Genomic DNA, 22,102 nt, shown 5'->3' with positions numbered 1-22,102 from the left:
ATTTGGATATTACTAGGAATATATTTCGTATTCCTAGTAATATTTTAGGTTTATGGAGGAAGACGAATGAAAAAAAAACATGCATATATGATTATTGCACATAATGAATTTGAAATTTTAGAAAAGTTGATTAGATTATTAGATGATGAAAGAAATGATCTATATTTACATATAGATAAAAAGGTTAAGGATTTTCCATTTGATTATTTCAAAAATTTAGTTAAAAATTCTAATATAGAGTTCGTTGAAAGAAAAGATGTTAGATGGGGAGCACCAACTCAAGTTGAATGTGAATTAGTTTTATTAAAAGCAGCAACTAAAAAGGGATATTCATATTATCATTTAATTTCAGGAGTAGATTTACCCCTAAAAACTCAAGATGAAATACATGAATTTTTTGAAGAAAATAAAGGAAAAGAATTTATACATTTTTGTAGTGATGAAGAAGCAAAATCTGTTGAAAATAGAGTGAAAAATTATCACTTTATGAAATATTACAAGTCATCAAATAAATTACTTGGATATGGGATAAGAAATTTTAATAAAGTAATTGGTAGGATACAAAAAGCAACTAAGTTTGAAAGAAAATGGGATGATAACATTAAAATTTCTTTTGGTGCACAATGGTTTAGTATTACAGATGATTTAGCTCAATATGTTGTTAGTAAAGAAGAATGGGCAAAGAAAAGTTTTAAGTTTTCTACATGTTCAGATGAATTGTTTTTACAAACTATAGTTTATAATTCAAGTTTTTATGAGAATGTCTATTTAAAAGGAGAAAACAATTATAAATCTTGTATGAGATATATAGATTGGAAGAGAGGAAATCCTTACGTATTTAGAAAAGAAGATTTTAATGAATTAATAGGTTCTGGTAGACTATTTGCAAGAAAATTTAGTTCTACTGTGGATAAAGATATAGTAACTGATGTTTTTAATTATTTAAACTCCAAAAGCAAATAAAATTAATTACTATAATGATTAAAGTAATTATATAGATATTAACAAGAATATAAGTTATCTTATGCCATTTGTGGAAATTAGGTAGTTTGATACAAAGGTAAAACTATCTATTATTTTAGAACATTAGCTTTGTATATAATACAAAGCTAATGTTTATTTTTTATTAGCTTTTTATATCTTCAAAGATATAATCATGTATTTGCTTAACTGTAGCATCTTTGTCAAAAGTTAAGTAATAAACTCCTTTTATCATCTCACCCTTTGAATAATTATCTTTAGGGAATCTTTCTTGTTCTAAGCCAGATCCTCCCATAGAAGCAACAGTTGTTGCAAGACTTAAAATATCACTAGATGAAAGGTTAGTAGTTACCATAGGCATAAGTTCATTTAATATCGATGGATATTTAGTTGGAGAAACTTTAGTGAATTTTTCAAATAGTTTACTTAAAACTATTCTTTGTCTTTCAGTTCTTTCTCCATCTCCACCAGAAGTATATCTTATTCTACAGTAAGCTAATGCTTGAGTTCCATCTACATGCTGAGTACCAGCTGAAGTTATATTAGGTGAATTTGTTTTATTTAAAGTATTAAGTTCATTTATATAATTATTTATATATTGAAGTTCATCAGATCTTATATCTAACTCGATTCCACCAACAGCATCTATTATTTTAGGTAATGATGAGAAGTTAACTGTAGCAAAATCTTTAATATTTAAATCAAAGTTTTCATTTAAAGTTTTTAAAGCTAACTCATGACCACCAAAAGCATAAGCATGGTTTATTTTATCTTTTCCATGTCCTTGAATTTCTACATAAGAATCTCTCATTATTGAAGTTAATTTAAGTTTTTTATGTACTTTATCAATTGTAGCAATCATTATAGCATCAGATCTGCCAGTATTTCCTTCAGTAGCATCAACTCCAAATAAGGCTATGTTTGTTATTCCATCATATTTAGAAAGCTTTTCATCAATATCCTTATTAATTCCTAAATTTTCTTCGTTTAAATCAACTTTATTCATTTTGTTAAGCATCGTTAAGCCATAGGTAGCAGCTCCACCTACTAAACCCACTATCAAAAGACCAATAATCGAAAGTGTTATTATTAACTTACGATTTTTAGCGGGCTTTTTGGATTTCCCTTTTTTATTATTATTTCTTGCCAATGTAAGCATCCTCCCTTTTTTAAATTACAAAACAATTGTAGCATTCTATTATATAAGTTGTAAAGTTATGGATAAAATTGTTGAAATTTTGATAAAATAATTCTATTTATTTATAAAAATATTAAATAGAAAAGTATTAAAATTATGTTTAAATATACTAATCAAAAATTAAAAATCGACATTAATTTAAAAGTACAATAATAAATAAAAAGCTCTGTTTTAAATGAGTGATTATTTTAATTAGCCAAATAAAAAAACAAAAGAAATTTTATACATTAATTTCTTTTGTTTTTATAATTTTTATATTTTAAGCTGTAGCAGTTCTTCTGCTAGGAATAATGCTAGGTATTATAAATCCTACTAATGCAGGTAATAACCAACCAAATCCCTTAGAGTATAGTGGAAGTAGAGAAACTAAGTTTTCTAATCCAGGCATAAAACCAGCTAATGTTATTAATATACTAAATACTAAAGTAACATATACAGTAACTTTATGAGTAAGTGGATTAGTTATTCTCTTATGGAATAAGTTTAATAATATAAGAACTATTGTTACTGGGTATATAATACCAAGTAAAGTACCTGATAAAGATATTATTTTATCTAATCCCATGCTGGCAACTAGTATACTTGTTACAGTCATTAAAATAACATTAAATTTATAAGGTAGTTTACCATTAGAAACTCTTTCAAAGAAGCTTCCACCAGCAGAAAGTAATCCTATTGATGTTGTTAAGCAAGCTAATGCCATTGATATTCCGATTAATATTGCACCTGCATGTCCTAGAATACTCTCAGCAATAAAAAGTAATAATTGAGATTTTGATAAATCTAAAGCTTGGTTCCCAGTGTGAGCACCTAAGAATATTAATCCACCGTAAATTATTGCTAACCCACCGATTGCAATAGCTGCAGCTTTAATAAGTATTTTAAAGCTTGCTTTTCCAGTATATCCTTTAGATTTTATTGAACCTAATATTATTGAAGAGAATATTACAGCTGCAATAGCATCCATTGTTTGATATCCTTCAAGTAATGATACTGGAAGTGCATCTGGAGTATATGATGTAGTTAAGGCATCTATAGGATTAAGTACACCTTTAGCTATTAAGAAGAATAGTATAGCTAATAATATAGGTGTTAAAAATTTACCTAAAACATCAATAACCTTTGATGGTTTTAATACAAATATTAAGTTTATTAAGAAATAAGCAACTATTATTGCAAAGTAATTTATGTTAGGGAAGTTAGGCGCAAAAGCCAATTCATATGTAGTAGCCGCTGTTCTTGGTATAGCTAATAATGGTCCTATAAGTATAAACAATGCTATTGAATATATTAATGAGAACTTCTTACCAACTTTATCTCCGAATAATTCAAATCTTCCGTTAACTCTCATTGAAGATAGTATTCCAAGTAGAGGAACACCAACACCAGTTATTATAAATCCTATAATACCTAAATAGTAGTCAGGTCCTAAATTTCTTCCTAAAAAAGGTGGGAAAATAAGGTTACCAGCACCTAAAAACATTGAAAATAATGCAAAGCCGATTACTAAAAAATCTGATCTTTTGTTATTCATAACACACCTCATCTTTCTGTAAAATCAAATCAATAAAATATTTAACTCATAAAATGTTCTTTGTTTAAGATTGTTTATATAGAAATTTTTAAAATTTATGAGAAATGAGTAAATATAATTTGATTCTATAACAATATTTTTTACTTTATTTACATTATTATTATTCATGTGATTTTTAATTTTATTTATAAAAGTTATAATAATATATTATCATAATGTTAAATAAAATCAATAAAAATATTTTATAAATAAAATAAAAAGATTATAAATTTGATAATTTAATAAAAAAATAAAGAAAACATTGAATTAGTGTTAATGTGATTTAAAGATAAACATATATAATTTTTAACTTATCAATAATTGAAAAAATAAATATTCTTGACTAAAAGTAAAAAAATGATAAAATAACATTAAAGTTAATATAAAATATCTATGAAAAGAATTAGTAAGCTTAAAAGCAGACTTACAGAGAATCATATATTGCTGAGAGTATGATAGTTATGATTAGGTTGAATGGATCTTTGAGATGTTTAGAGGAATTTTTAGTATTCTAAACCGTAATCCTTACGTTACAGGGTAGAGATACAAAGATTTTATCTTTGTAATATTAGGTGGTACCGCGATATATTCGTCCTATAAGTTTTAATGACTTATAGGACTTTTTTATTTCTTAGTTAATAAATAAGATGAGACATTTAAAGTTCAAGATTTTTAAATGACATGAATTTAATTAAGAAAGCTACTTAAGAAAAACAAGTTAATTTTTATAATATAGTAATTAAAATAAAGGAGGTGTATCTGTCTCTTCATACAATTATATAATTTTAGTGAAAAGACAGAGTCATAATGGAAGATAAGAAAAAAGTTATTTTTAGTGGAATAAAACCATCAGGAGATTTGACATTAGGAAATTACTTAGGAGCAATAAAAAATTGGACTAAGTTACAAGAGGAATATGATTGCTATTTCTGTGTTGTTGACTTACATGCAATAACAGTAAAACAATTGCCAGCTGACTTAAGAAGAAGAACTTTAGAGGTTTTAGCTATATATATAGCTTCAGGTATAAATCCAGAAGAAAATACTTTATTTATTCAATCACATGTACCAGCTCATTCGGAAGCTTCATGGCTTTTAACATGCAATTCATACATGGGTGAATTAAACAGGATGACTCAATATAAAGATAAATCAAAGAAAATGGGAGATTCAATAGGAGCAGGATTATTTAACTATCCAGTTCTTATGGCTGCAGACATACTTTTATATAATGCTGACCTTGTTCCAGTTGGAAAGGATCAAATGCAACATTTAGAACTTGCTAGAGATATAGCTACTAGATTTAATAATACTTATAGCCCAACATTTACTATACCAGAAGGATATGTTCCAAAAGAGGGAGCAAAAATAATGGATTTACAAGATCCAAGTAAGAAAATGTCTAAATCAGATGCTAATCCAAATGGTTTCATATTAATAATGGATGAACCTAATGTTATAAGAAAGAAAATTTCAAGAGCTGTAACAGATAGCATTGGAGTTGTAAATTATACTGATGAACAACCAGGAGTTAAAAACTTAATAAATATTCTTTGTGCTATAAAAGGATATACTCCAGAAGAGGTTGTTGAAATGTATAATGGAAAAGGATATGCTGATTTTAAAAAGGATGTTGGAGAGGCAATAGTTGAAGAGCTAGCACCAGTTCAAGAAAAAGTTAAAGCTTTATTAGGAGATAAGAAAGCTTTAGAGGAAATATACAAAAAAGGTGCAGAAAAAGCAAACTATGTTGCAATGAAAACTCTTAGAAAAATGCAAAAGAAAATAGGATTAATTCCAAGATAGAAAAGCTCTATTAAGTAAAAGTTCGCTAGATATAGCTTAGTAATTGTTGAATTTCGTGAAGAATTTCTATTCATTCTTCCATAAATATAACTAAGGCTTCGAAACCCCCGATGGTCAAACAGTCTCAGATTTTTAACATTATATTTATTACAGAATAAATGAAATTCTAGTCACTTATGCAAGTATTACTTCGCTTATATCTAGCGAACTTTCTTTATGGAGCTTTTTATTGTTTATTAAGAAAATAGATCTTAAGTTTATCTAAAGCTGAAAAGCTTGATTCGCTTTAAGTGAAAGTTCAAATTTTTAATTTTGTACATTGAACTTACACATTTGAACGAAGTGAAAAGGTGCTCCATTTAGAAAAAAACTTCTTAAGGACAAATTCATTCAAATATCAGTTTTATATATGATGAATTTTTTTATAGAGTTTATTATAGGAGTTAGATATAAAAAGTAATAAATTAAGTTCTAATAACTTAGCTAGATAGAAATTTTCAATATAATTAGAAATTTTAGATTAAGCTATTTTTGTTTAAGTATATACGAGTTATATTAGAACGAAATTATAACCAATTATTAAAATATCTTAGATTATATATATGATAAACTTTATTCAAAGGAGTTTTTATAAGATTCATTTTGAGGATTAATAGATTGTTTAAATTATTTAGTAAAAATAAAAGGGGGAATTGGTATGCCACCATTAAGTTTGCTTATTAAGCCAGCTTCAAGTGGATGTAATTTAAAATGCACTTATTGTTTTTATCATTCTTTAAGTGACAATAGAAATGTTAAAAGCTATGGAGTTATGAGAGATGAAGTTTTAGAAAATATGGTCAAGAAAGTTTTAAATGAAGCTGATGAGCATTGTAGTTTTGCTTTTCAAGGAGGAGAGCCTACCTTAGCAGGACTAGAATTTTTTGAAAAGTTAATTGAGTTTCAGAAAAAGTATAATCATAAGAAGTTAAAAATATATAATAGTTTACAAACAAATGGAACTTTAATAGATGAAAAGTGGGCAAAATTTTTAAGCGAAAACAATTTTCTTGTGGGATTATCTATTGATGGTCCAAAAGAAATACATAATTTAAATAGAAAAGATTGTTTAGGGTTAGATACTTTTAATAAAGTAGAAAAGACAGCAGAGCTATTTAAAAAGTATAAAGTTAAATTTAATATATTATGTGTTGTTACTTCTAACACTGCTAAGCATACAAACAAAGTATATAAGTACTTTAAAGAAAAAGATTTTAGATTTATTCAATTTATAAATTGTCTTGATCCTTTATATGAGGAAAAAGGAAAGTATAAATATTCCCTTAAGATACAAGACTATACTAAATTTTTAAAAGAGTTATTTGATAATTGGTATAATGATTTTATTAAAGGCCATAGGATTAGTATCAGATATTTTGATAGCTTATTAGAAACAATTATATTTAGAAAGTCATCATCTTGTGGGATGAATGGGGCATGTACTTGTCAGTTTGTAGTAGAAAGTGATGGAAGTGTTTATCCTTGTGATTTTTATGTTTTAGATAAATGGAAACTCGGTAACATACAAGAAATGACAATGAGAGAACTATTTGAAACAAAAAGGAATCATGAGTTCATAAAATCATCATTCAAGGTAGATGAAGAATGTCAAAAATGCAAGTGGTTTACTCTTTGCAAAGGCGGATGTAGAAGATATAGAGATTCAAAAGAAGATTCTGAACTAAATCTAAACTACTACTGTCAAAGTTATAAAGAGTTCTTTGAATATGCATTACCTAGACTAATTAACGTAGCTAATACGATAAAGTAATATAGAGTTTGAAAAATTATATATTTAATTTTTATATAATAGTAAATAGTATTAGCAATTAAAATATAAAACTTATGAATAGTATGAAGAGAATGTCTGAATATATTAATAAATTTTATTTTAATTGTTTATAGACATAAAAGGCTAAGATGGATTTGGATTCTATTTTAGCCTTTATTTTTTTATTAACATGGACTTAACTTTAGCATAATTTCCTTTTAACATTGAGAAGATAATATAAGAGTGTACTCAATATTAACTGAGATTTTGGAGGGAAATTGAATATGTTTAAGAAGAGATTAATAGCAATTATAGGGACTATATTTATAGGTACAACAGCAATGATAGGATGTACTTCTTCAGGTGGGGCAACTAAATCTTCAAATGTTGTAGTAAGCGTATCAGGCTCAACTTCTGTAGGACCAGTTATGGAAGCTGAAGCTGAAGCTTTTAAAACTAAAAAACCTGATGTTTCTATAGAAATAAATCAGATAGGTTCATCAGCAGGTATTAAAAATGCTATGGATGGAGTTTCACAAATAGGCATGGCTTCTCGTGATCTTAAGCCAGAAGAAAAGCAAGCTGGTCTTAAAGAAGTAGAAATAGCTTATGATGGAATAGCATTAATAACTAATAAAAATAATCCAGTTAAGGATTTGACTATAGCCCAAATAAAAGATATATATACAGGCAAAATAACAAATTGGAAAGACGTAGGTGGGAAGGATGCACCAATAGTAGTTGTTTCAAGAGAAGATGGATCAGGAACAAGAGATGCTTTCCAAGAGATAGTAGGATTTAAGGCAGAAGAGCTAACTGTAAATTCTCAAATATCAGATGGTTCAGGAAACATAAAATCATTAGTTGGAGGAAATGAGAATGCAATTGGATACATATCATTTAGTTATGTAGATGATACTGTAAGTGCATTAAAAGTTGATGGGGTAGATGCAATACCAGAAAATGTTATAAACAAATCTTACAAAGTTTCAAGACCGTTCTTAGTTGTTTACAAGGAAGATTCTTTAACAGAATCAGGTAAGAGTTTTATAGATTTCATATTAAGTGAAGAAGGGCAAGATATCGTGTCTAAAGAACACTTAATAAAAATTAAATAGTTCGCTTATATATTTAATATACATTTATCCTAACGATAACTTAAAGTTATTGTTAGGATTTTTTCTATTTTTTTTTTACATAGATTTAACATAGAAATAATATTAACTTAACTTAAGAGAAATATCATTAATTTGTAAGCGAAATAAAAATAGAAAGTTAAATAAAAATAAATGATTAGATTTTAAATGTATATTAAATTGATATAAGCGGAGGATAAAAAAATGAATAGGAGAAGAATTATAGTTGCATTAATTAGCATTTTATCAATGGGTTTTTTAATGACAGGCTGTGGAGAAGGGTCAAGAGCAAATATAGTAAAAATTTCAGGGTCCAGTTCAGTAGGGCCAGTTATTGAGGTTGAGGCTGAAGCATTTAAAAATGAAATGCCTGAGGTGACTGTTGAGGTTAATCAATTAGGTTCATCAGCAGGAATTAAAGATGCTATAAATGGAACTGTAGAAATAGGAATTTCATCAAGAGATTTAAAAGAAAAAGAATTAGAGACTGGAATAAAAGAAAAACCTATTGCCTATGATGGAATGTCAGTAATAGTTAACAATGAGAATCCAGTACAAAATCTTACTATGGAACAAATAAAAGATATCTATACAGGAAAAATAACAAATTGGAAAGAAGTCGGAGGAGAAGATACTCCAATAGTATTAGTTTCAAGAGAAGATGGATCAGGAACAAGAGATGCTTTCCAAGAAATAGTTGGTTTTAATTCAGAAGAGATAAGTTCACAAGCACAAATATCAGATGGATCAGGAAGCATAAAGACTATGGTAGCAGGAAATAAGAATGCAATAGGATATATATCATTTAGTTATGTAGATGATTCAGTTCATGCAGTTAGTGTTGATGGAGTAAAACCTACATCAGAAAATGTACAAAATAAAACGTACAAGCTATCAAGGCCATTTTTATTAGTTTATAAAGAAGATAATTTAAGTGAAAATTCAAAGAAGTTTATAGATTTTATGATGACTAAAGAAGGACAAGAAATAGTAGAAGAGGAAGGATTAATAAGTGTAGGATAAGCTTATTAATTAAAAAGAATTAATTTGAAAAAAATGCGAAAGATATTATGGAAAGATCATTTTTAGGTGGAGGTAAATATGGAAGCTAAAAGTCAAAATAATAAGAATAAGTACTTTATAGAGAGCTTAACTGAAAAAATATTCTTAGTAAGTGCCTCAATAGCTGTAATAAGCTTACTTTTAATAATAGGATTTGTTTTTTATAAAGGATTAAGACCATTTATAATAGAAGGATATTCTTTTTGGGACTTTATATTTGGGACACAATGGATACCAAGTGCAAATAAATACGGAATATTACCTATGATAGTAGCTTCTTTAGGTGCTACAATAGGATCATTAATAATAGGAGTACCTATAGGAATATTAACAGCAATATTCATAGCAGAGATAGCACCCAAGAAAATAGCAAAGATTATGTCTGGAGCAGTAGAACTTTTAGCTGGAATACCATCTGTTTTATATGGGGTATTTGGATTGGCTGTAATAGTTCCTACAATACAAGATATATTTAACTTACCAAAAGGGCAAAGTTTATTAGCTGTAATAATAGTATTAGCCATAATGATGTTACCAACTGTTATCACAGTTTCAGAGACAGCCATAAGAGCCGTACCAAATGCATATAAAGAAGGATCATTGGCTTTAGGTGCATCAAAAACTGAAACAATATTCAAAGTTGTTGTACCAGCTGCTAAATCAGGAATAATGACAGGAGTAGTATTAGGTATAGGTAGGGCTATTGGAGAAACAATGGCAGTTATATTAGTAGCAGGTAATACACCGGTTATTCCAGGTTCTATAATGGATAGTGTAAGACCACTTACAACTAACATAGCTTTAGAGATGGGATATGCTTTTGGAACTCATCAAGAAATGTTATTTGCAACAGGAGTAGTATTATTTACATTCATATTAATACTAAACTTAGTGCTAAGTAAACTTTCCAACAAGGGTGGTAAATAAATATGAGAAAAGTTAAAGATAATATATTAAATGGATTAGTTTGGTTATCAGCAGCCTTTACAATTGGAATCCTTGTAATAATATTAGGATTTATATTCGTAAAAGGTATAGGAAAAATAAATTTATCATTTTTAACAAGTAACTATTCAGCAAGCGGTGGTGGAATATTACCAATGATAGTAACAACACTATGGACAGTTGTACTTTCATTAGCAGTAGCTACACCAATAGGAGTCTTAGCAGCGGTTTACTTACAAGAGTACGCTAAGCAAGGGAAAATGGTTAAGTTTATAAGATTTGCAACTGAGAGCTTAGCAGGAATTCCTTCAATCGTTTATGGGTTATTCGGAGGTATATTCTTTGTAGTTGCTTTAAAAATGGGATACTCAATTCTAGCAGGATCATTGACAGTATCAATAATAATTTTACCTGTAATAATTAGAACAACAGAAGAGGCATTAAAAACTGTGCCTGAATCATATAGAGAGGCTTCTTTAGGATTAGGAGCTACAAAGTTTCAAACTTTATATAAAGTAATATTACCAAGTGCAATGCCTGGAATACTTTCAGGAGTAATATTATCAATTGGACGTATAATTGGAGAGTCAGCAGCCATATTACTTACTGCTGGAACTGTTGCACAAATGCCAAAGGGAATTTTCTCAAGCGCAAGAACACTTACAGTTCAAGCTTACCTTGTAACAAAGGAAAAAGGAGATATAGAAACAGCAGCTGCGGTTGGAATAGTGCTTATAGTAATAATATTAGCTTTAAATATTTCAGCTAAGTTAATAGCTAAAAAGTTCAATAAGGCAAACTATTAATTTAAGGTGGTATTAAGATGAGTGATAAAAAAACAAAAATTCAAGTAAGAGATTTAGATCTATTTTACGCAAGCAATCATGCTTTAAAGAAAATTAATATAGATATAAAAGAAAACGAAGTTACAGCATTAATAGGACCTTCAGGATGTGGTAAATCAACTTTTCTTCGTACTTTAAATAGAATGAACGATTTAATTCCTATAGTTAGAATCGAAGGTGAAATACAAGTTGATGGAAAAGATATATACAAAGATGATGATGTTATAGCACTTCGTACTAAAGTAGGAATGGTATTCCAAAAACCTAATCTTTTCCCAATGAGTATATATGATAATGTTGCTTATGGACCAAGAGTACATGGAATAAAAGATAAAAAAGTTTTAGATAAAATTGTTGAAGATAGTTTAAGAGATGCAGCTATATGGGATGAAGTTAAAAACAGACTTAAATCATCTGCATTAGGTCTTTCAGGAGGACAACAACAAAGAATATGTATTGCTAGAGCAATAGCTATGAATCCGGAGATAATTCTTATGGATGAACCAACATCAGCTTTAGACCCAATTTCAACATTAAAAGTAGAAGAGCTTATAAGAAAGCTTGAAGATAAATATACTATAGTAATAGTAACACATAACATGCAACAGGCAGCTCGTATATCAGACAAAACAGCATTTTTCTTAAATGGAGAGCTTGTAGAATTTAGTGATACTAATACAATATTCACAAATCCAAGAGATAAAAGAACTGAGGACTATATAACAGGAAGATTTGGCTAAAAATATAAGGGGTGATTAGAAAAAATGAGTATAGATGATTTAAGAGTAAGCATAAAAGAGCTAAAGGCAGAAACTAAACAAATGATGGAACTATGTGAAATAGCAATAGAAAAATCAGTAGACTCAATAGTTAATAAGGACTTGGCTCTTGCTAGAGAAGTTATAAAAATGGATGATGAAATAGATAACTTAAGGAATAAAATAATTGAAAAATCTATAGAGTTAACGGCATTAAAACAACCAATGGCTAAGGATTTAAGAAATATATATGCTTTATCAACTATAGTTACTGATCTTGAAAGAGTAGGAGACTATTCAGTTAACATAGCTATGGAAACAATAAAAATAGATAGTGAAGATCATATTACAGGTATGGTCGGCATACCTAAAATGAAATCAGTTTGTTTAAATATGTTAAAAGATGCTAAGAATGCTTTAGACAGCAATGAAACAAAATTAGCTTATGATGCAGCATTAGAGGATAATATTGTTGATGATTTATATAACGATGTATATGTAAATTTATTATCAGCAATGCATAAGGATCCTAATAATATAAACCAAGGGGTTAAGTTAATATTTGTTGCTAGATATTTAGAGAGAATAGGTGATCACATAACAAATGTTTGTGAGAACATAGTTTACGCCATAAAAGGTGATATGACTGAACTAGGATAATAATCTAAAGATATATCATGTAATGGTATATCTTTTTTTGTTTTCAATATTGTGATAAGCTATAAAATAGGGTAGTGTTTTGGGTAAAGGAGGGACAGAGTATGACTAACAAAAAAGTCCTAATAGTAGATGATGAGGAACATATTAGAGAACTTATAAAATTTAACTTAAAAAAAGAAGGATATGATACAGCAGTAGCTGTTAATGGAACTGAAGCGCTAAAAATTATAAAAGAAAGTAAATTTGATTTAATACTTTTAGATTTAATGCTACCAGAAATTGATGGATTAGAGGTTTGTAAAGAAATTAGAAGAAATGAAGAAACTGCAGACATTCCAGTAATGATGATTACAGCAAAAGGTGAAGAGTTTGATAAAGTTTTAGGCTTAGAACTTGGAGCAGATGACTATATAACAAAGCCATTTTCGATTAGAGAACTTATGGCTAGAATAAAAGCTTTACTTAGAAGAAGTAATGTTAAGAAGGAAGAGAATATAACCAAATTTGGAGATATTGTAGTTAACTTCCAAACAAGGGAAGTAACAAAAGAATCAAAGAATGTGGAATTAACTCTAAAAGAGTTTGAACTTTTAAAGCTTCTTATAAAGAATAAAGGTAATATCTTAACAAGAGAGCTTTTACTAGATAAAATATGGGGTTATGAATACATAGGAGAAACAAGAACTGTTGATGTTCATATTAGACATTTACGTAAAAAGATTGAAAGTGATGACAAAAACCCACAGTATATTCAAACCATAAGAGGTGTAGGATATAAGTTCACAAGCAATTAATAATATACTTATTATTTATTTAAGATTATTATGATAAATTTTCAAATCAACATATAATAAATTCTCTAAAGATTTTAAGAGATATTTTAAATAGATACTATTTTAAAATAGAGCTAAAACTAAAAATAAAACCACTCAGAAAATGGCAGAAATCTGAGTGGTTTTTTAGCAATGAGAGTTAAATGTTAAATTTATATACATTATTCATCAAGTTATAAACTTCTTTTAAATCTTTACCTGCAAGTAAATGATTCATTACAATTTCTTTTGAACTATCATAAAGTTCAAAAATCCTTTGAGCTTTTTTTTCTTCTTCGTATACTTTCCAATAACCACAAAGTAAGCATTTACTTTCAGAGCATTCCATGAAACATTTTACATCTTCAACAGGAATGCCTAAAAATATTCCTAATTCATGTGGACAATGAAAAGTAGAGTATCTATTAATTAAATGATTTAAAATATCATCTAAACTCATTTCTAAATTATAGCCGAGTTTTTCTAGAAAATCCATTGAAGACGTTCTATATATTGTATTCATTAAGTTTATCTCATCATAGATAAGAATAACTTTTGCATTGTTAGTTTCTCTAAGCAAAACATATTTTAGTTGAAGATCATTTAAGAAATCTTCACCATACATGTTCCAAAGTTTAAATAAATTATGACCTTGTTTTGAAAGAGTAATGGTGGAAGAAGGTTTAATCCCTGTTATTACAGGAGAAATTAAATATGATATAAAAGATCTCATGTATTTTTCGTTGTTAAGAGTTTCTAAGAGATTAATAAATTTAGTATTCATTTACTTACTTCCACCTTTCTTTTAAATAAGTCTAATTTAATTAAAGTGCCTTACCAGCATCTTTACATTTATCTATATCTTGCCCTTCAGGATTATTATTAACGATTATTGTATTAATTATACTTGCGCCGTAATCTTCCATTCTATCTTTCCAATTATCCATCCATTCACCAGTTCCCCAGTCATATGAACCGAATAAAAGAGTAGGCTTTCCAGATACAAGTCCTGAAATTTCTTCAACAAATGGATCCATTTCTCCTTCTTCTATTACTTCACATCCCATAGCTGGTGATCCTAAAGCTAATACATCACATTCTTCAACATCCTTTGTAGAAGCATCTGAAACATTTAGAAGTTTTACATCTAAACCATTTTCTTTAGCTCCTTCTGCTATAAGATTAGCCATAGTTTCTGTATTTCCTGTTCCTGACCAATAAATAATGTTTAATTTTTTCATATATATCACCTCATAAATTAAATCTTTTTAATTGTTAATGAAAATCAATTTCAATTAGTTTATGTCATTATAATACAATAAGAATATAAAGATGTCAATAATAAATGATAATAATTTTCAATAAACTTTTTTATTTAATAATTGAATTACTTAAAGAGTAGAATTGTAGTGTATTAAGAATTAGAGAAACTCCACTAAAATTCAGAGTTTGTGTAAATTCTCTCTGAATTAAATTAAATTTTATATAAGTAAGAGTAATAAATAGAGTTAAGAAGTTTTTGCTTATTTTTATAAAAATACAATCTAATTATGTTACATTATATAAGTTCGATATGCCAAATTAAAAGTAGAGATTTTCAGTTGAAATTAAGTTGAATCTGAAAATATAGGTAAGAATCCATATTCATGTAAAATATAACTAAAGATTAAAATAACTGAGCAAAGATAATACTTTAACTCAGTTAATAATAATTAATCAGTTTTTTTTGTACTACGTTCAATATTTTCTTTTCTTCTTTTAAGTTCCTCATTTAATCCTTGAACAAAGTATTGAAATCTTGTTCTAATACTTTTTTTATATAAAAATTTATGCATAACATTATTTAGCATACCAAATATTCCTGACACCGTTTGTTCTTCTTTTAATGTAAGTCTACAACTAGAATCATCTATTTTTTCAAATATATAAGTAGAAGAGTATTCACTAGTATCTGTTACTGTTTTAATAGAATAGACTTCATTTTCCTTAAAGTCAGTTATTGTTATTGTAGCCTCAGCTTTTTTCTTAGAATAATTACCAATCTCTCTTTTGGTTGATGTTCCTATTGGGTTTTTTATATCAAGTTTTGGAAAATCTCTTTTAGCAGTTTTTATGAATATTGCAAATACCTCTTCAACAGGGTAATTAATTACAGTTTTATTTACGAATTCAAGCATAGTTACCTCCTAAATTTATATCTTATGTTACATATTTATGTTTTAAAATTTTGAATAAGTATATATATAATTATAAAATAATTTTAAGAGAAAGTAATATAAATTTCTATTGAATTATTTTATATATAATTAATAAGTAATAAAAAAGACCACAAATGTGGTCTTTTTATTATTTTAATTTAAATGAACTCTTTAATGAAACTATTCTATTAAATACTAAATTATCATCACTTGTAAAGTTAGGGTCAACATTGAAGTAACCATGTCTAAATAATTGATATTTATCTTGAGGTTTAGCAACTTTAGCACTTGGCTCAATGAATCCATTACATACAGTTAATGAATTAGGATTTATTTGCTCAAGGAAGTGCTTTCCTTCATTTTCTTCACAATCATCTAAGATTAATGGTTCATATAATCTAAATTCAGCCGGGATACAGTTATTAGCATCAACCCAGTGGATTGTTCCTTTAACTTTTCTTCCAGTGAATCCAGTTCCACTCTTAGTTTCTGGATCATAAGTACAGTGGATTTCTGTAACTTCTCCATTTTCGTCTTTTATAACTTCGTTACATTTTACAAAATAAGCACCTTTTAATCTTACTTCGTTTCCTGGGAATAATCTGAAATATTTCTTTGGAGGATTTTCCATGAAATCTTCTCTTTCAATATAAAGTTCTCTTGAGAATGTAACAGCTCTTTTTCCTGCAGATTCATCTTTAGGATTGTTTTCTATTTCAAGAACCTCTGATTCTCCTTCAGGATAGTTTGTTATAACTAATTTAAGTGGGTTTATAACAGCCATAGCTCTTGGAGCAGTTTCTTGAAGATCTTCTCTTATGAAATGCTCAAGCATTTGAGAATCAACTGTAGAATCTGCTTTAGCAACACCTATAGCTTTACAGAAGTTTCTTATTGACTTAGGAGTATAACCTCTTCTTCTAAGTCCAGCAACAGTAGGCATTCTTGGGTCATCCCATCCATCAACTATACCTTCATCAACTAATTGCTTTAATTTTCTTTTACTCATAACAGTATTTGTGATGTTAAGTCTTGCAAACTCAATTTGTCTTGGAACACTTTCCATTTCACATTCTTCAACGAACCAATCATATAGTGGTCTGTGATCAGCAAACTCTAAAGTACAAATAGAGTGAGTTATTCCTTCTATAGCATCCTCTAATGGATGAGCAAAATCATACATAGGGTAGATGCACCACTTATCACCAGTGTTATGGTGGCTAGCATGAGCTATTCTATAGATTATAGGATCTCTGAAGTTTATATTAGGTGAACTCATATCTATTTTAGCTCTTAAAACTTTAGAACCATCTTCAAATTCGCCTTTTCTCATTCTTTCGAATAAATCTAAGTTTTCTTCAACAGATCTATTTCTATATGGACTTTCCTTACCAGGCTCAGTAAGTGTACCTCTATATTCTTTAATTTCTTCTGGAGTTAAATCACAAACGTAAGCTTTACCTTTTTTGATTAAAAGTATAGCTCTTTTGTACATTTCATCAAAGTAGTTTGATGCGAAATGTAGTTCACTCCAGTTATAGCCTAACCAGTTAACATCTTCTTTTATTGATTCAACGTATTCAGTATCCTCTTTAGTAGGATTAGTATCGTCAAATCTTAGGTTAGTTCTTCCATTGAACTCTTTTCCTAATTCAAAGTTTAAAACTATAGACTTTGCATGACCTATATGTAGATATCCATTAGGCTCAGGTGGAAAACGAGTTATTATTGTATCATGTTTTTTGCTATCTAAATCATCTATTATTATGTTTCTTATAAAATTTGATGAGTGTTCAGCATTTGACATTGTTTATCATCCCTTTTCTCTCATTTTTATATACTCATAAATATACCATAAAAAGCTAAATCTATCTATAATATATTAAAAATTTGAGTATATAGTTTAAAATAAAATATATATAATTAAATTGAAACTTTAAATATTTAAAAAATAAAGTAATAATATGTATCCTATGGAATTTTTAATGCTAAATTAAACGGAATTTAACAAGAAGTTTTTTAAGCTTATTAAATCTAATTATGAATGTGTACTTTAACAAAAAAGTAGAAAAACAATTATATTAAAGTAGGTATATAAATCATAAGTTAGATTGCTTTATATAATATTTCCAAATAAGATTAATTTTATGAACTAGAAATGAAAAAAGTTCTGCAGAATGCAGAACTTTTTAATTTATGAATAAACTTGCGTTAATTATCAATTATCTATTCATTTTTTGAGCTTTTCTTGCTTTTCTGCAAGCTGGGCATCTAACTGGATCGTTTTCGAATCCTTTTTCTTTGAAGAACTCTTGCTCTCCTACAGTGAATACGAAATCCTTTCCACAGTCTTTACAAACTAAATTCTTATCTTCCATTTCTTTTACCTCCTGTAAAATTTACTAGGTACGTTTAAAATCTATACTATAAAACTAAATTTTACAGGACAGAAATAAAGTACATATCTACTAAATTTTATTTTATATATAAATTATATCATATAGAAAAAAGAATACAATACTTTTTTATTCCAAATACTTAAATTTCTGGCGCTTAAAATTAGCTATTGTATATATGATAATTGGGCATATAAAGAACACCCCTAAAAGTATGTATTGGTAGTACTTTAACAGTATAAATAGAATGTATATATTCTTAGACATAAAGAAAGAAAATCCATATACTATTAAAGAAATTAGTGCTATAAAATTACGCTTATATTTTACTCTATCTTTCCAAATTGTATATAAAGAAAATATGGTTATTAGATATTTAACAACCCAGGATAATATAGAAGAAATCATAACAAAAACATTACCATTCTCTACGAAACCTCCAAAATAAATTCTTTGAGCTTGAACGAACTGAGGATAGAATATGTTTGATGCTCTCAAAGAACCAAATGTTGCTATAAGCATTGTAACAAATAAAGCACAAGCAACACATGTTAAAAATATTGTGTTCATTGAGACTTTTTTTAGATTCTCCTTATCGTCTATTCTTGGAATGATAGGGAGTACTATAGCCAAACTTGATAAAGAGCCTAGTTGGCTTAAGGCACAAAGCGTATATTCTGAAATTCTTCTATCTTTAAATATAGGAAGAAGTAATGTGTAGTCTATATATTGAATGTTTAGCAATGCTAACATTAAATTTATTGCTATTACAATACTTATTGAGACTATACATATTATAAGTATGCTATTAAATCTGTTTTTCCCTATTAGAAACACGGTAATTATAAAGAAAAATAAACAATACCATGTTGGTGTTTCAAGAAAAATATTAACGTTTATAGAAGTAGAACTAACAGAAGCTGATTCTATACATACCAATATTAAAGTTAAAGAAAATATTAATATATAAATGTTGCCAAAGGTTTTGCCAAGAACAATGTAGCAAGTCTCCTTAAAATCATAGTAGTTTATTTTAGATATTATATTAAAAATATAGAAAGCTACAAAGAAGAAAACAACTCCAGATACTATAGTGAAAATCCAAGAATCTCTTCCCCCTATTTTTATAAATAATGATGTATAGTTCACTAAAGATGTACTTATTGCGGCAACAATAAAAAATATAAAATGCCTTGCAGTTAGCTTTCCCAAAGACATCACCTCATTTCTTTTATAATTTCAAAGTTTAGTATTCTCAAAATAATGAATATTAAACATAATACTAGCGGATAATATTTTTGGGTGATAAATAAAATGCAAAAAGAATTAGAATTTCTAAAGGAAAAATTAAAAGACAGCTTTGATGTTAAATATAGGGAGGTGGATACTGCTTTAGGACCAGCCACAATTGTTTTTATGGATGTTTTATGTTCTACTCAATTTATTAGTGAGTACATAGTAAAGCCATTAACCTTAGTAAAAGATGGCATAAATAATGAGTATGATGTTATGACTAAGGTTATAGATATAAACATAACAAACTGGTCTAAGGATAAAAATGATACATTACTACATGTCTTATCTGGAGATGTAGTAATAATATTTAAAAATTACGATAAGGTAATATATTGTGAAACAAAGGGATATACGAGAAGAAGTGTTGGAATTCCAATAACAGAGGCAGTAATAAAAGGACCAAGAGAAGGATTCAATGAGGCCTTTGTTGATAATGTTACTTTATTAAGAAGAAGAATAAAAAATCATAATTTGAAATTTGAACCATTATATGTAGGAAAAGATACTCAAACAGTAGTATGCATATCTTATATAAAAAATAAGGCTCCAAAAGAGTTGGTTGATGAAATAAGAGAAAAGATAAAAAACCTAGATTATAATTTTATATTGGATACAAATTATATTGAAGCTAAGCTTAGAGAGGATAGGACTTTATTTGATACAGTTGGATATACAGAAAAAGCAGATGAGGTTGCGGCTAAGTTGCTAGAAGGAAGAATTGCAATAATAGTTGATGGTACACCTTTCGTTCTTACAGTACCATTCTTTTTTATAGAGAACTTTCAAACACCAGATGATTATTATTTAAATAGGTATTTTACTAGTTTTACTAGAATTTTAAGATGGATTGCCTTTTTTATTGCTATGTTTTTACCAGGAATTTATGTTGCATTAGTTACGCATCATTTTTCTGTATTACCTAGTTTATTTATTTTTAGGTTAGCTGTTGCTAGGGCAGGAGTTCCGTTTCCTATAGTGGCAGAGGTTATAATAATGATGTTATTATTTCAAATAATAAAAGAAGCAGGATTAAGGTTACCTCAACCTATAGGAACTTCCATGAGTTTAGTTTCAGGATTGATTTTAGGAGATGCTGCTGTAGGAGCAGGTATTGCTTCAAGAGTAACAATTGTAGTTGTGGCATTAGCCGCAGTTTGTTATTTCTTAATTCCAAAGCTTTATGGTCCGGTTTCTGTATGGAGTATAGGAATAGTAGTTTTAGCCGCACTTTTTGGAGTTCCGGGTATTGTCTTAATAAGTGTTGTACTAATATCTCATTTGGCAAACCTAAGAAGTTCCAAGTATCCATACTTATTCCCACTAGGAACCTTAAATAGTTATAAGTTTAAGGATATCATTACTAGAGGAAGATTAGATGAAATATCAAAAGATATAGTTAGCAAGGATGGTAAAAATGAACCTAAAGAAAGTTATAGCTAGTTTACTAAGTATAATAATTATGTCAGTCATGTTTATTGGTTGCTATAATTATAAAGATATAAATAAGGTTACCTTTGTAACAAGTATTATATTTGATGAAAGTGAAGTAGGAAATATATATATATATTTAGATTGTGTAAAACCTTATAGAAGTTCAAACGAAAGTTCAGATAAGGGTAGAAGAGTTCTGTATAAGGGTTCTGGAAAAACAGTTTTAGAAGCTATGAAAGAGATAAATATGTATTCTAGTAGTAAGTTGGATTTTACTCAATGTAAAGGATATATATTCACAGAAAAAGCAGCAAAAAATGGTATAAGAAAATACATAGATATTATAAATAAGAATCAAGAATTTATGATTAGACCATATATGTTTGTTTTATTTGGTTCTCCTGAAGAACTTTTAAATGATGTTACTGTAGATGAAGAATATTTAGGAGTTTTTATTGATGAGTTAGTTCAAAAATCTAACAGGAGTTCTAGAGTTATAGCTATTGATGCTAATGATTATTTAGAAACTAGAACCAATTATGGAAATTTAATGGTTTTAGGTGCCTTAAGTATAAGAGATGATATGAATGAGAAAAAATTAGAATTAAGTGGAGGTGCTTTACTAAAAAATGAAGTTTTAGTAAGACGAATAACTGCTGAAGAAGGAATGAGCTATAATATTTTAATAGGAGAATTAAAAGATGGAACTTTAGAAGTTATGAATCCACAAGATCCAAATACATTTGTAACATTAAATATATCTAATGCTCGTACTAAAACATCCTTAAGTTATGATGGAGAAAATATAGTTCTACATAAAGATATAAAAATTAAATGTTCAATTGGTGAATCACAATCAAGACTTATTGTTAATGAGAAGGTAATAAATATCTTAGAGTTAGAAGAAGGAGCTACAATAAAGCAATATTTAGAAATCCTGTTTGGTAATTTTAAAGAAAGTGGAATAGATATTGTTAATGTTGGAAACTTATTCTATAGAAAATACCCTGATGAAGTTTTATTAAAAGACCCTATAACTATAACTAATTTAGAGGTTAATGTTAATGTTGAAATTGATGGAACAACAATTACAGGAAATACACTCTAAAATAATTATAATATAAGGAATTAAAATGAACCCATGGAATATAATGTTCTATGGGTTTTAAATTTGTGCTATATTTTATTTAAAGTA

The 22,102-nt window shown here is 27.9% G+C and carries 20 protein-coding genes and 1 other annotated feature; of the genes, 12 read left to right on the top strand and 8 right to left on the bottom strand.

Features of this window, described 5'->3' with window-relative positions; genetic code table 11:
• Window positions 1-66 precede the first annotated feature (66 nt).
• Window positions 67-963, top strand: coding sequence for a beta-1,6-N-acetylglucosaminyltransferase (locus OIF33_RS10930; RefSeq protein ID WP_322504280.1), 897 nt, complete (start codon window positions 67-69; stop codon window positions 961-963).
• Between the two features lie 163 nt (window positions 964-1,126).
• Here OIF33_RS10930 and OIF33_RS10925 read toward each other — a convergent pair whose 3' ends face one another.
• Complete coding sequence (locus OIF33_RS10925; protein ID WP_322504279.1) at window positions 1,127-2,131, bottom strand: LCP family protein; 1,005 nt, start codon at window positions 2,129-2,131, stop codon at window positions 1,127-1,129.
• Window positions 2,132-2,438: 307 nt separating this feature from the next.
• On the bottom strand, window positions 2,439-3,713 hold the full coding sequence (brnQ, locus tag OIF33_RS10920) for a branched-chain amino acid transport system II carrier protein (protein ID WP_322504278.1): 1,275 nt from the start codon (window positions 3,711-3,713) through the stop codon (window positions 2,439-2,441).
• Window positions 3,714-4,136: 423 nt separating this feature from the next.
• Window positions 4,137-4,352: a binding site (T-box leader), on the top strand.
• A 207-nt stretch (window positions 4,353-4,559) separates the two neighbouring features.
• Between brnQ and trpS the strand changes: the two genes are divergently transcribed.
• The 9 genes from trpS (at window position 4,560) to OIF33_RS10875 (ending at window position 13,568) form a co-directional block, all read left to right on the top strand.
• Window positions 4,560-5,558: a tryptophan--tRNA ligase gene (gene trpS, locus OIF33_RS10915; RefSeq protein WP_322504277.1), complete on the top strand. Its 999-nt coding sequence runs from the start codon at window positions 4,560-4,562 to the stop codon at window positions 5,556-5,558.
• Window positions 5,559-6,255: 697 nt separating this feature from the next.
• Window positions 6,256-7,368, top strand: coding sequence for an anaerobic sulfatase maturase (locus OIF33_RS10910; protein WP_322504276.1), 1,113 nt, complete (start codon window positions 6,256-6,258; stop codon window positions 7,366-7,368).
• Between the two features lie 284 nt (window positions 7,369-7,652).
• On the top strand, window positions 7,653-8,486 hold the full coding sequence (locus OIF33_RS10905) for a phosphate ABC transporter substrate-binding protein (RefSeq protein WP_322504275.1): 834 nt from the start codon (window positions 7,653-7,655) through the stop codon (window positions 8,484-8,486).
• Between the two features lie 222 nt (window positions 8,487-8,708).
• Window positions 8,709-9,527, top strand: a complete 819-nt coding sequence (locus tag OIF33_RS10900; RefSeq protein WP_322504274.1) for a phosphate ABC transporter substrate-binding protein — start codon at window positions 8,709-8,711, stop codon at window positions 9,525-9,527.
• Window positions 9,528-9,605: 78 nt separating this feature from the next.
• A complete protein-coding gene (gene pstC, locus OIF33_RS10895; protein WP_322504273.1) occupies window positions 9,606-10,493 on the top strand; it encodes a phosphate ABC transporter permease subunit PstC in 888 nt (295 codons plus the stop codon).
• Between the two features lie 2 nt (window positions 10,494-10,495).
• Window positions 10,496-11,317, top strand: a complete 822-nt coding sequence (gene pstA / locus OIF33_RS10890) for a phosphate ABC transporter permease PstA (protein WP_322504272.1) — start codon at window positions 10,496-10,498, stop codon at window positions 11,315-11,317.
• 17 nt (window positions 11,318-11,334) lie between these two features.
• Window positions 11,335-12,096, top strand: coding sequence for a phosphate ABC transporter ATP-binding protein PstB (pstB, locus tag OIF33_RS10885; protein WP_322504271.1), 762 nt, complete (start codon window positions 11,335-11,337; stop codon window positions 12,094-12,096).
• A gap of 24 nt (window positions 12,097-12,120) precedes the next feature.
• The gene (phoU, locus tag OIF33_RS10880; RefSeq protein ID WP_322504270.1) at window positions 12,121-12,774 is read left to right on the top strand and encodes a phosphate signaling complex protein PhoU; all 654 of its coding nucleotides are present in this window, start codon (window positions 12,121-12,123) and stop codon (window positions 12,772-12,774) included.
• Window positions 12,775-12,875: 101 nt separating this feature from the next.
• Complete coding sequence (locus tag OIF33_RS10875; RefSeq protein WP_322504269.1) at window positions 12,876-13,568, top strand: response regulator transcription factor; 693 nt, start codon at window positions 12,876-12,878, stop codon at window positions 13,566-13,568.
• Window positions 13,569-13,746: 178 nt separating this feature from the next.
• On the opposite strand, the gene OIF33_RS10870 is transcribed toward OIF33_RS10875, so the two are convergent.
• From OIF33_RS10870 to OIF33_RS10845, 6 genes are all read right to left on the bottom strand, one after another.
• Window positions 13,747-14,370: a DUF3793 family protein gene (locus tag OIF33_RS10870; RefSeq protein ID WP_322504268.1), complete on the bottom strand. Its 624-nt coding sequence runs from the start codon at window positions 14,368-14,370 to the stop codon at window positions 13,747-13,749.
• A gap of 40 nt (window positions 14,371-14,410) precedes the next feature.
• Window positions 14,411-14,827, bottom strand: a complete 417-nt coding sequence (locus OIF33_RS10865; RefSeq protein ID WP_322504267.1) for a flavodoxin — start codon at window positions 14,825-14,827, stop codon at window positions 14,411-14,413.
• 471 nt (window positions 14,828-15,298) lie between these two features.
• The gene (locus OIF33_RS10860; RefSeq protein WP_322504266.1) at window positions 15,299-15,763 is read right to left on the bottom strand and encodes a DUF3284 domain-containing protein; all 465 of its coding nucleotides are present in this window, start codon (window positions 15,761-15,763) and stop codon (window positions 15,299-15,301) included.
• A gap of 169 nt (window positions 15,764-15,932) precedes the next feature.
• Entirely contained in the window at window positions 15,933-17,591 is a 1,659-nt protein-coding gene (locus OIF33_RS10855; RefSeq protein WP_322504265.1) for a glutamine--tRNA ligase/YqeY domain fusion protein, read from the bottom strand.
• A 415-nt stretch (window positions 17,592-18,006) separates the two neighbouring features.
• Window positions 18,007-18,162 carry a zinc-ribbon domain-containing protein gene (locus tag OIF33_RS10850; protein ID WP_300348435.1) on the bottom strand — a complete coding sequence of 52 codons (156 nt, stop codon included), beginning with the start codon at window positions 18,160-18,162 and terminating at the stop codon, window positions 18,007-18,009.
• A 147-nt stretch (window positions 18,163-18,309) separates the two neighbouring features.
• Complete coding sequence (locus tag OIF33_RS10845; RefSeq protein WP_322504264.1) at window positions 18,310-19,398, bottom strand: GerAB/ArcD/ProY family transporter; 1,089 nt, start codon at window positions 19,396-19,398, stop codon at window positions 18,310-18,312.
• A gap of 96 nt (window positions 19,399-19,494) precedes the next feature.
• Here OIF33_RS10845 and OIF33_RS10840 point away from each other — a divergent pair, with 96 nt between their 5' ends.
• A complete protein-coding gene (locus OIF33_RS10840; RefSeq protein ID WP_322504263.1) occupies window positions 19,495-20,916 on the top strand; it encodes a spore germination protein in 1,422 nt (473 codons plus the stop codon).
• Window positions 20,891-22,015 carry a Ger(x)C family spore germination protein gene (locus tag OIF33_RS10835; RefSeq protein ID WP_322504262.1) on the top strand — a complete coding sequence of 375 codons (1,125 nt, stop codon included), beginning with the start codon at window positions 20,891-20,893 and terminating at the stop codon, window positions 22,013-22,015. The genes OIF33_RS10840 and OIF33_RS10835 overlap by 26 nt, the downstream gene beginning before the upstream one ends.
• Window positions 22,016-22,102: the final 87 nt, after the last annotated feature.

It is taken from the genome of Clostridium sp. LIBA-8841, assembly GCF_034439435.1.
Classification (GTDB): domain Bacteria; phylum Bacillota; class Clostridia; order Clostridiales; family Clostridiaceae; genus Sarcina.
Note: the sequence above shows the minus strand (reverse complement) of the source record. Positions and strands in the feature narration are given on the sequence as shown.

Bases quoted from the DNA above. Each gene is read 5' to 3' on its own strand.
- OIF33_RS10910 (WP_322504276.1), top strand. From the start codon at position 6,256: ATGCCACCATTAAGTTTGCTTATTAAGCCAGCTTCAAGTGGATGTAAT.
- OIF33_RS10860 (WP_322504266.1), bottom strand. From the start codon at position 15,763: ATGCTTGAATTCGTAAATAAAACTGTAATTAATTACCCTGTTGAAGAG.
- phoU (WP_322504270.1), top strand. From the start codon at position 12,121: ATGAGTATAGATGATTTAAGAGTAAGCATAAAAGAGCTAAAGGCAGAA.
- trpS (WP_322504277.1), top strand. From the start codon at position 4,560: ATGGAAGATAAGAAAAAAGTTATTTTTAGTGGAATAAAACCATCAGGA.
- OIF33_RS10905 (WP_322504275.1), top strand. From the start codon at position 7,653: ATGTTTAAGAAGAGATTAATAGCAATTATAGGGACTATATTTATAGGT.
- OIF33_RS10900 (WP_322504274.1), top strand. From the start codon at position 8,709: ATGAATAGGAGAAGAATTATAGTTGCATTAATTAGCATTTTATCAATG.
- pstB (WP_322504271.1), top strand. From the start codon at position 11,335: ATGAGTGATAAAAAAACAAAAATTCAAGTAAGAGATTTAGATCTATTT.
- OIF33_RS10840 (WP_322504263.1), top strand. From the start codon at position 19,495: ATGCAAAAAGAATTAGAATTTCTAAAGGAAAAATTAAAAGACAGCTTT.
- OIF33_RS10870 (WP_322504268.1), bottom strand. From the start codon at position 14,370: ATGAATACTAAATTTATTAATCTCTTAGAAACTCTTAACAACGAAAAA.
- OIF33_RS10850 (WP_300348435.1), bottom strand. From the start codon at position 18,162: ATGGAAGATAAGAATTTAGTTTGTAAAGACTGTGGAAAGGATTTCGTA.
- pstA (WP_322504272.1), top strand. From the start codon at position 10,496: ATGAGAAAAGTTAAAGATAATATATTAAATGGATTAGTTTGGTTATCA.
- OIF33_RS10865 (WP_322504267.1), bottom strand. From the start codon at position 14,827: ATGAAAAAATTAAACATTATTTATTGGTCAGGAACAGGAAATACAGAA.
- brnQ (WP_322504278.1), bottom strand. From the start codon at position 3,713: ATGAATAACAAAAGATCAGATTTTTTAGTAATCGGCTTTGCATTATTT.
- OIF33_RS10845 (WP_322504264.1), bottom strand. From the start codon at position 19,398: ATGTCTTTGGGAAAGCTAACTGCAAGGCATTTTATATTTTTTATTGTT.
- OIF33_RS10855 (WP_322504265.1), bottom strand. From the start codon at position 17,591: ATGTCAAATGCTGAACACTCATCAAATTTTATAAGAAACATAATAATA.
- OIF33_RS10835 (WP_322504262.1), top strand. From the start codon at position 20,891: ATGAACCTAAAGAAAGTTATAGCTAGTTTACTAAGTATAATAATTATG.
- OIF33_RS10875 (WP_322504269.1), top strand. From the start codon at position 12,876: ATGACTAACAAAAAAGTCCTAATAGTAGATGATGAGGAACATATTAGA.
- pstC (WP_322504273.1), top strand. From the start codon at position 9,606: ATGGAAGCTAAAAGTCAAAATAATAAGAATAAGTACTTTATAGAGAGC.
- OIF33_RS10930 (WP_322504280.1), top strand. From the start codon at position 67: ATGAAAAAAAAACATGCATATATGATTATTGCACATAATGAATTTGAA.